5 protein-coding genes are annotated in these 6,884 nt (G+C 70.0%); 2 read left to right on the top strand and 3 right to left on the bottom strand.

Going from position 1 to position 6,884, the window contains the following annotated elements:
- Positions 1–20 precede the first annotated feature (20 nt).
- On the bottom strand, positions 21–2,186 hold the full coding sequence (locus tag MJ797_RS05440; RefSeq protein WP_239332461.1) for a copper-translocating P-type ATPase: 2,166 nt from the start codon (positions 2,184–2,186) through the stop codon (positions 21–23).
- A 243-nt stretch (positions 2,187–2,429) separates the two neighbouring features.
- Between MJ797_RS05440 and MJ797_RS05435 the strand changes: the two genes are divergently transcribed.
- Positions 2,430–2,678: an SHOCT domain-containing protein gene (locus MJ797_RS05435; protein WP_239332459.1), complete on the top strand. Its 249-nt coding sequence runs from the start codon at positions 2,430–2,432 to the stop codon at positions 2,676–2,678.
- Between the two features lie 137 nt (positions 2,679–2,815).
- On the opposite strand, the gene valS is transcribed toward MJ797_RS05435, so the two are convergent.
- Positions 2,816–5,410 carry a valine--tRNA ligase gene (gene valS / locus MJ797_RS05430; RefSeq protein ID WP_239332576.1) on the bottom strand — a complete coding sequence of 865 codons (2,595 nt, stop codon included), beginning with the start codon at positions 5,408–5,410 and terminating at the stop codon, positions 2,816–2,818.
- Between the two features lie 205 nt (positions 5,411–5,615).
- On the opposite strand from valS, the gene MJ797_RS05425 reads away from it, so the two are divergent.
- The gene (locus tag MJ797_RS05425; RefSeq protein ID WP_239332574.1) at positions 5,616–6,437 is read left to right on the top strand and encodes an inositol monophosphatase family protein; all 822 of its coding nucleotides are present in this window, start codon (positions 5,616–5,618) and stop codon (positions 6,435–6,437) included.
- Positions 6,438–6,464: 27 nt separating this feature from the next.
- Here MJ797_RS05425 and MJ797_RS05420 read toward each other — a convergent pair.
- Positions 6,465–6,884 (bottom strand): gamma carbonic anhydrase family protein (locus MJ797_RS05420; RefSeq protein WP_239332457.1); only part of this gene is annotated, 420 nt, incomplete at its 5' end.

The raw sequence follows: 6,884 nt of genomic DNA, 5'->3' as shown, positions 1-6,884 counted from the left end.
ACCCCTATTGCCGGGCGCTCTTACCAGACGTCCTGCGTCGTTGGTCCTTCCGGTGATGTGGCGAGGGCGGGTGGTAGCCGCAGCCGATTGAGCAGGAGTGCGTTGGCGGCGACCAGGAAACTGGATCCGGACATGGCCAGGGCCGCGATCTCGGGGCGTAGTACCAGGCCGAAGGCGGGTTCGAACGCCCCTGCGGCGATCGGTAGGGCGATGGTGTTGTAGCCGACGGCCCAGCCGAGGTTCTGGCGCATCTTGTGGAGCGTGGCGCGGCCGATGAGCAGTGCGGCTGGTACGTCGAGGGGGTCGGAACGCATCAGTACCACGTCGGCGGTCTCGATCGCCACGTCGGTGCCGGCACCGATGGCGATGCCGAGGTCGGCCTGGGCCAGCGCCGGAGCGTCGTTGACGCCGTCGCCGACCATGGCGGTCCGACGGCTGTCGCGCTGCAGCTCGGCGATCTTTGTGGCCTTGTCGCCGGGCAGGACCTCGGCGATGACCGTGTCGATGTTGAGATCGTCGGCGATCCGCTCGGCGGTGGCCTGGTTGTCGCCGGTGAGCATGATTACCTCGACGCCGGCATCGTGCAGTGCTCGCACCGCGGCGGCAGCTGTCGGCCGCGGCGTGTCGGCGATGACGATGATCCCGGCCAGCTGGCCGTCGACCGCGACACCTACTGGGGTCCGGCCGCCCGCCGGCAGTGCGTCCCACTGAGCATTAAGATCATCATGTGGGGCTCCTTCCTGTTCGATCAGTCGGCGGTTGCCGACCATCACGTGCCGTCCGTCGACGGTGGCGGCCGCTCCGCGTCCGGGGTGGCTCGTGAACGCCTCCGCGCGGGCCGCCGGTACCTCACGTGCGTCGGCATGACGGATGATCGCTGCGGCGAGTGGATGCTCGGACTCCCGTTCGACCGCGGCGACCAGCCGCAGCAGCTCCTCCTCGTCCAGACCGTCGACGCTGCCGTCCGTGAGGATCTCGGTCACCTCCGGTTCGCCCTTGGTCAGGGTGCCGGTCTTGTCCAGGATGACCGCGTCGATCCGGGCCGAGGTCTCCAACGCGGTCGCGTTCTTGAACAGGATGCCGCGTTTCGCGCCCAGGCCGGTCCCCACCATGATTGCCGTCGGGGTGGCGAGCCCCAACGCGTCCGGGCAGGTGATGACGACTACCGTGATCGCGAACAGGATTGCCTCGGTCGCGGGACGGCCGGTTCCCAGCAGCCAGACGAGCAGTGTGCCGAGCCCGCCCAGCAGCGCGACGAGCACCAGCCAGAACGCCGCCCGGTCGGCCAGTCGCTGACCGGGCGCCTTGCTGTTCCGCGCCTCCTGAACGAGCGCGACGATCTGTGCCAGTGCCGTGTCCGCCCCGACCTTGGTGGCCCGGACCCGCAGGGTGCCGGTGGTGTTGATGGTCGCGCCGATCACCTGCGTGCCGACGGTCTTGTGCACCGGCAGGCTCTCGCCGGTCACCATCGACTCGTCGAGGTCGGACTCGCCCGCCTCGACCATCCCGTCGACTGCGATCTTGCCTCCGGGGCGGACGAGTAGCAGGTCACCGACGGCGACCTCGGCGGTCGGTACCTCGACCGGTTCGCCGTCCCGTACCACCAGCGCCTTCTCCGGCACGAGCTGGAGCAGGGCGCGGATCGCGTCGGTGGCTCCGCCGCGGGCGCGCATCTCGAACCAGTGCCCCAGCAGTACGAACGCGGCGAGCACGGTGGCCGCTTCGTAGAAGACGTCCCCGCCGCCGGTGAGCGTGACGACGAGGGAGTAGGTCCAGCCGGTGCCGACGGCGACCGCGACCAGAACCATCATGTCCAGCGTCCGGGCGCGCAGCGCCCGTATCGCCCCGTCGAAGAAGATCCACGACACCCAGAAGATCACCGGGAGGCTGAGGATCAGCTGGAACACGTCGTCGCGCAACCCGAACGGCGCGGCCACGTCGAAACCCAGGACGTCGCGGCCGATCGCCGACCACAGCAGGATCGGGATCGAGAAGAGCGCCGCGACCAGGAAACGGTTGCGCATGTCAGCGACCATCGCAGCCATCGACATCCCCGCATGCCCGCCGGATGTGCCGGATATAGCGGATGTCTGGAGAACCGCGGCCGCCAAGCCCTCTCCCGCATCGATCGCCTCGCGGCCGGCGGGGACCCCGTGGGAGGCGGAGACATCACGCTGCTGCGCCATGGTTCGGCTCCTTCGCTGCGGCGGCTTCGGGCGAGTTCCGTTGTTGCGCTGGTCGCTCTGAGCTGCTGTCAGCATTCCTGCCCCGTGGGAGTGCCGGGACCGACACCGCCGGCAAGGGCCTGTTATCCCGACCGGGCTGATCCGTACAGCTCGGATTCAGAGGTACGGAAACGGGGATGCCTGCAGAGGAGGTGGACGGCCGCGCCAGGGCTGGGCGCGCCTTCGCTCGGGAGGGTGACAGCGATGATGTGGGGCTGGGGCTGGGGTGCCTGGCTCGCGATGTCCGTGATGATGGTTCTGTTCTGGAGCCTGCTCATCGCTGGCGTCGTCGTGCTCGTTCGCTACCTGGGCGGCGGGCGCCCGACCGGCCGTTCGGGCGCTGGCGGCGATCGGGCCGATGCCGAGAATGTGCTGGCTGAGCGGTTCGCCCGCGGGGAGATTGACGAGGACGAGTACAAACGGCGGTCTGAGCTGCTGCGCGCGGGCCGGTGAAGCCGGGTATGTGGGATAAGAAGGTTCGGCTGGCGGCCCCCGCTCGTCGCATGGCCAGGGCCCCAGAAGGCCGAGCGCCACCGACTGCAGCGCCTTCGTCGCGACCGATGCCACCCGGTCAGGCCCTTGTACCGGGGTCAGGCCAGGACGACGTCGACGGCCACATCACCCGCACCTTCGACGAAGCTCAGGTCCGTGATGCTCCCTGCGCTGCGCAGATCGGCGGCGGCCGCCGCCACCAGGGCCAGCAGATCGGCGTCACCGCTGACCTGGGCGGAGGCCACCGCGGCCTTCATCGAGACCTTGGCCGTCGATTTCGACCGCCGGATCGCCGTGAGCGCGCCGCTGACCGCCTCGAGCTGGCGAGGGTCGCCGTTGTCGGCGAACTTGCGCAGCTCACCGGCTTCTGGCCAGCGGGCGCGGTGCACCGAACCGGGTTTCCACCAGGACCAGACCTCTTCGGTGACGAACGGGAGGAAGGGCGCGAACAGTGACAGGACCGTGGACAGCGCGACAGCGAGCGTGGCTCGGGCGGATGCCGAGCCCGCTACGCCGAACGCTCCGTACGCGCGTCCTTTGACAAGCTCGACGTAGTCGTCGCAGAACCGCCAGAAGAACGATTCGGTCAGTTCCAGGGCACGGGTGTAGTCGTAGCCGTCCAATGCGGTAGAGGCCGCGTCGACGACATCCGCGAGCGTCGCCAGCAGCGCTCGGTCGAGTGATTCGCTGATCGCGCCCGGGTCCTCGACCACACCGAGCCCCAGGGTGAACCGGCTCGCGTTGAGCAGCTTGATGGCGAGGCGTCGCCCGATTTTCATCTGCCCGACATCAAAGGCGGTATCAGTACCCGGACGCCCGGATGCCGCCCAGTACCGCACCGCGTCCGAACCGTGCTGTTCGAGCAGGTCCAGCGGCGTGACGACGTTTCCCTTGGATTTCGACATCTTCTTGCGGTCCGGGTCGAGAATCCAGCCGGAGATGGCCGCGTTCGTCCAGGGCAGTGTGCCGAACTCGGTATGGCTGCGCAGCACCGTCGAAAACAGCCAGGTGCGGATGATCTCATGCGCCTGCGGCCGCAGATCCATCGGGAACACCCGTGCGAACAGGTCGTCGTCGCTGCCCCAGCCGGCGGCGATCTGCGGGGTGAGCGACGAGGTGGCCCAGGTGTCCATCACATCCGGGTCAGCGGCGAAACCACCGGGAACTCCACGTTGGGCCTCGGTGAAGCCAGGTGGTGTGTCGCTGGACGGGTCGACCGGAAGCGTGGCCTCGTCGGGCACGATCGGCTGGTCGTGCCGGGGCAGGCCGTCGGGGCCCAGCGGGTACCAGACCGGGAACGGCACGCCGAAGAAGCGCTGCCGGCTGATCAGCCAGTCCCCGGTGAGCCCATCCACCCAGTTCTCGTAGCGAACGCGCATATGCGCGGGATGCCAGTGCAGTTCACTGCCGCGGGCACGTAGCGCCGCCCGCAGGGTCTCGTCCCGTCCACCGTTGCGGATGTACCACTGGCGGGTTGTGACGATTTCCAGCGGGCGGTCGCCCTTTTCGTAGAACTTCACCGGATGGGTGATCGGGCGCGGTTCTCCCAGCAGCGCTCCGCTGGCCCGCAGGAGCGCGACGGTCTGCTCGCGCGCGCTGTTGACGGTACGCCCGGCCAGCTTGGCGTAGTGTGCCCGGCCCGTCTCCGACACGATCGCGTCGGGCGGGTCGGCGAGCAGCCGGCCATCCCGGCCGATGACCGCCCGGGCGGGCAGCTGAAGCTCCCGCCACCAGGTGACGTCCGTCAGGTCACCGAAGGTGCAGATCATCGCGATGCCGGACCCCTTCTCGGGGTCGGCGAGCCGGTGCGCGAGCACCGGCACCTCGACATCGAACAGGGGAGTGCGCACTGACGAGCCGAACAGCGGCTGGTAGCGCTCGTCGTCCGGATGCGCGACCAGGGCGACACACGCGGCCAGCAGCTCCGGCCGGGTGGTTTCGATGAGCACCGCCGGGCCGCCGGCCGGGGCGTCCTGGCCACTTGCGCGGGCGAACGCGAGCGTGTGGTATGCGCCTGGGCGGTCACGGTCCTCCAGCTCCGCCTGTGCGACCGCTGTCCGGAAGGTCACGTCCCACAGCGTCGGCGCCTGCGCGAGATAGGCCTCGCCACGAGCGAGGTTGCGCAGGAAGGCCCGCTGGGCGACGGCGCGGGAGCGGGTGTCGATCGTCGCGTAGGTCATCGACCAGTCCACCGACAGGCCGAGCCGCCGCCACAGCTCCTCGTAGACCTTCTCGTCCTCGATCGTCAGCCGTTCGCACAGCTCCACGAAGTTGCGGCGGCTGACCGGGACCTGCTCCTTGCCGGGCTTGTCCGGCGGGGTGTAGCCCGGGTCGTAGGGCAGCGACGGGTCACAGCGGATGCCGAAGTGGTTCTGCACCCGGCGTTCGGTCGGCAGCCCGTTGTCGTCGAAGCCCATCGGGTAGAAGACCTCACGGCCGCGCATCCGCTGGTACCGGGCGATGACGTCGGTGTGCGTGTAGGAGAAGACATGACCTACGTGCAGCGACCCGGAGACGGTCGGCGGTGGCGTGTCGATCGCGAAGACCCGCGCCCGGTCGGCGGTCCGGTCGAATCGATAGGTCGCCTGCTCGTGCCATGCGGCCGACCAGCGTTGCTCGATCCCGTCGAGGGACGGCCGGTCCGGGACGGCCTGCCGCCGTTGCGCCGGATCTTCCCGCTGGCCCGGATCCAGTTGGTTTCTGCCTTCTTCTGTCACCACAGGTAACGATCCTACGGGCCGGGGACGGCGGGACTCGCGGTGCCCGCAAGCCGCGGTTTTTCACCGTCCTGGCGGGCACCGTCCCGGCTGGCACCGGTGGGTTGGCAGGATGAAGCCCGTGCCTGACACCACGCGCTATGCCGGCGATCCGATGCCTTCGACGGGGACCTCCGCATCGATGCCTGACGGCGTGACGCCCGGCGGCCCGCGACCGCTGGAGCTGCTCGCGCTCGCGCTCGCGCTCGCCCAGGAGGCCGGTGACCTCCTGCTGCGAGGACGAGCGGGCACGGTGGCGGCCGAGTCGACCAAGTCGTCCCCCACAGACGTCGTCACCGCGCTCGACCGGGCATCCGAGGAGCTGGTCGGGCGCAGGCTGCGCGAGGCGCGCCCCGGCGACGGCCTCCTCGGTGAGGAGGGCGCCGACGACGTCGGCACCAGTGGCGTGCGCTGGATCGTCGACCCGCTGGACGGCACCGTGAACTTCCTCTACAGCCTGCCGAACTGGGCGGTGTCGATCGCGGCTGAGATCGACGGGACGGTGGTGGCCGGGGTCGTGCACGCTCCGGCCATGGGCGTCACCTACACGGCGGCGCTCGGCGAAGGCTCGGCCCGTAACGGAGCCGCGCTCGCGGGCTCGACCGTCACCGACCTGTCCCGCGCGCTGGTGGCGACCGGGTTCGGCTACACGGTCGAGCGGCGGGCCAGCCAGGTCACGGTGCTGACCCGGGTACTGCCGCGGGTGCGGGACATCCGGCGGATGGGCGCGGCCTCACTCGACCTCGGCGCGGCCGCGGCCGGCCTCGTGGACGCCTACTACGAGCGCGGCCTGCATCCCTGGGATCATGCGGCCGGGGGGCTGATCGCCACCGAGGCCGGTCTGCGCGTCGGTGGTCTGCACGGCCGGCCGGTGTCGAACGACCTCACCATCGCGGCCCCGCCGGGGCTGTTCGATGCGCTGCACGACCTGCTCGCCGCGGATCCGCCCGCCGACAGCGACTGACCAGTCTGCCCGCGCGGCCTGGCTCAGTCAGTCGATGCGGCGGAGCTCCTCGCGGTACCGCTTGCCGTTCGCGGTGTACATCGCGGCCCCGGCCGCGAAGGCGTTCTCCGGCACCGCGTCTGGGCGGATCTTCGCTGGTACGCCGATGGCCAGTGCCCGGGGCGGTACCCGCACGTTGTTACCGACAAGCGCCTGCGCGCCGACCAGCGCGCCGGCGCCGACCACGGCCTGGTGCAGGACGATCGAGCCGGAGCCGACCAGAGACCCGTTCTCGATGACGCAGCCCTCCAGATGCGCGATGTGCCCGATGACGCAGTCGTCGCCGATGATCGTGGGCAGCGTGGCGGTCGAGTGCACGACGGTGCCGTCCTGTACCGAGGTCCGGGCGCCGATACGGATCTCCCCGTAGTCGGCGCGCAGCACCGCGCCCGGCCAGATGGTCGACTC

Source organism: Protofrankia sp. CiP3 (genome assembly GCF_917627345.1).
Lineage (GTDB): Bacteria > Actinomycetota > Actinomycetes > Frankiales > Frankiaceae > Protofrankia.
Note: the sequence above shows the minus strand (reverse complement) of the source record. Positions and strands in the feature narration are given on the sequence as shown.

Coding starts and splice junctions, on each gene's coding strand:
- MJ797_RS05440 (WP_239332461.1), bottom strand. CDS start 2,186: ATGGCGCAGCAGCGTGATGTCTCCGCCTCCCACGGGGTCCCCGCCGGC.
- MJ797_RS05435 (WP_239332459.1), top strand. CDS start 2,430: ATGATGTGGGGCTGGGGCTGGGGTGCCTGGCTCGCGATGTCCGTGATG.
- MJ797_RS05425 (WP_239332574.1), top strand. CDS start 5,616: ATGCCTGACGGCGTGACGCCCGGCGGCCCGCGACCGCTGGAGCTGCTC.